The sequence below is a fragment of the Stenotrophomonas maltophilia group sp. Smal32 genome, from assembly GCF_030237085.1.
Taxonomy (GTDB): Bacteria; Pseudomonadota; Gammaproteobacteria; order Xanthomonadales; family Xanthomonadaceae; genus Stenotrophomonas; species Stenotrophomonas maltophilia_Q.
Window position 1 is genome coordinate 1 of record NZ_JASJSI010000205.1, and the last position, 2,268, is coordinate 2,268.

General features: G+C 65.7%; 2 protein-coding genes. One reads left to right on the forward strand and one right to left on the reverse strand.

Translation table 11 applies throughout. From position 1 onward, the window contains the following. The first annotated feature begins 24 nt into the window (after nucleotides 1-24). Nucleotides 25-717, forward strand: coding sequence for a TorF family putative porin (locus QRO91_RS22305; protein WP_049430326.1), 693 nt, complete (start codon nucleotides 25-27; stop codon nucleotides 715-717). Nucleotides 718-912: 195 nt separating this feature from the next. Here QRO91_RS22305 and tdh read toward each other — a convergent pair whose 3' ends face one another. Further along, nucleotides 913-1,935 carry an L-threonine 3-dehydrogenase gene (gene tdh, locus QRO91_RS22310; protein WP_049430347.1) on the reverse strand — a complete coding sequence of 341 codons (1,023 nt, stop codon included), beginning with the start codon at nucleotides 1,933-1,935 and terminating at the stop codon, nucleotides 913-915. Nucleotides 1,936-2,268 lie beyond the last annotated feature (333 nt).

A 2,268-nucleotide genomic window follows, 5' to 3' on the forward strand; every position in this document is an offset into this window, starting at 1 on the left:
CCCCCGCCACCCTCGGAGACGCCCATGAAGCACGCCCGTGCCTGCCTCGCCATTGCCGCCGCCCTGACCCTCGCGCCGTTCGCCGCCAGCGCCCAGGACAACGAATCGCCGTACAGCTGGAACGTCACCGCCGTGTCGGACTACCTGTTCCGTGGTGTGTCGCAGACTGACGAGAAGCCGACGCTGCAGGCGGGCTTCACCTACACCTCGCCGGTGGGTCTGTACGCCGGTGTCTGGGGTTCGGGCGTGGACTTCGGCCCGGGTGATCCGAACACCGAGGTCGACTACCAGATCGGCTACGGCGTGGACGTCACCCCGCGCGTTAATTTCGATGTGCTGCTGAACCGCTACACCTACATCGGTGCCAGCCACCAGAACTACAACGAGCTGGTCACCACCACCACGCTGGACGAGACCTACAAGCTGACCGTGGCCTACACCAACGACCAGTGGAACAGCGGCACCGACGGCTGGTACTACGGTGTCGGCGGCCAGTGGGGCTTGCCGAAGGAGTTCACGCTCAATGCCAATGTCGGCCGCAGCAGCTTCGAGAAGGGCCTGGCCAAAGACTACACCGACTGGAACGTCGGCGTCAGCCGCCAGTTCGGCCTGTTCAACGTCGGCCTGGGCTACTACGGCACCGACGGCAATGGCCGCGACAACTCCGGCAAGCTGGCCCACAGCCGCGTGCTGCTGACCGTGGCCATCGGCAACTGACCCTTGCTTGGGTGGGTGCCAGGCTTGCCTGGCACGCCTCACGAAAAAGGCGCCCATCGGGCGCCTTTTTCAATTCCGCAGTGTTCTTGATCCCATCCGGGGGAGAGCCCCCCTTGTTGTTCAAGGGGGCGCGCCAATGGCGCGGGGATAAGGAAACATGCGCGGACTGATTCAACGTGCCGAGGGCACGGTGAATCAGTTCCAGCTCAGCACGACCTTGCCGGCCTTGCCTTCTTCCATCAGGTCGAAGCCCTTCTGGAAGTCGTCGATCGGCAACTGGTGGGTCATCACCTTGCCGAGCGGGAAGCCGGACAGCACCAGCTGGGTCATCTTGTACCAGGTCTCGTACATCTTGCGGCCGTAGATGCCCTGCACGGTCAGGCCCTTGAAGATGATCTTGTCCCAGTCGCAGCCGGCGCCCTTGGGCATGATGCCGAGCATGGCGATCTTGCCGCCGTGGTACATGCAGTCGAGCATGTCGTTGAACGCGCGCGGGTTGCCGCTCATTTCCAGGCCCACGTCGAAGCCCTCCATGTGCAGTTCCTTCATCACGTCCTTCAGCGACTGGTTGGCGACGTTGACCACGCGGGTGGCACCCATATCGGCGGCCAGCTTCAGGCGGAAGTCGTTGACGTCGGTCACCACCACGTTGCGCGCGCCGATGTGCTTGCAGATGCCCGCCGCGATGATGCCGATCGGGCCGGCACCGGTGATCAGCACGTCCTCGCCGATCACGTCGAACTCCAGTGCGCAGTGCGCGGCGTTGCCGTACGGGTCGAAGAATGCCGCCAGCTCCGACGGGATCTGGTCCGGGATCGGCCACAGATTGCTGGCCGGCATCACCATGTATTCGGCGAAGGCGCCGTTGACGTTGACGCCGATGCCTACGGTGTTCGGGCACAGGTGCGGGCGGCCGCCACGGCAGTTGCGGCAGTGGCCGCAGACGATGTGGCCTTCGGCCGAGACGCGCTGGCCGACTTCATAGCCGGTGACGGCCGAGCCGAGTTCGGCGATGCGGCCGACGAATTCATGGCCGATGGTCAGGCCCGGCTTGATGGTGCGCTGGCTCCACTCGTCCCACAGGTAGATGTGCAGGTCGGTGCCGCAGATCGCGGTCTTCTCGAGCTTGATCAGGACCTCGTTCGGGCCCGGCGTCGGAACCGGAACTTCTTCCAGCCAGATGCCCTTGGCCGCTTCGCGCTTGACCAGGGCCTTCATCGTTTGCTGCGCCATCGGGGTGGAACTCATCAGGGGGAAAGCGCGGATTATAGGGTGCCGCGCGGATTTCCCATGTTGCGCTGCGGGTGCAGTGGCGGAACGAAAGGCGTGCGCCGGCGGGCGTTTCGAACGTACTGCGAACAGCGGCGCCTCCCTGATCCGGGAAAGGGGGCGTGGGGGGGGGGGGGGGGGGGGGGGGGGCGCCCCCCCCCCCCCCCCCCCCCTATTTAAAAACAACGCCCCCACCCCCCCACCCACTAGAGCATGATCGGTGTTTTGGGGTTGGTTGGTGCGGGGGGGGGGGGGGGGGGGGGGGGGGGGGGGGGGGGGGGG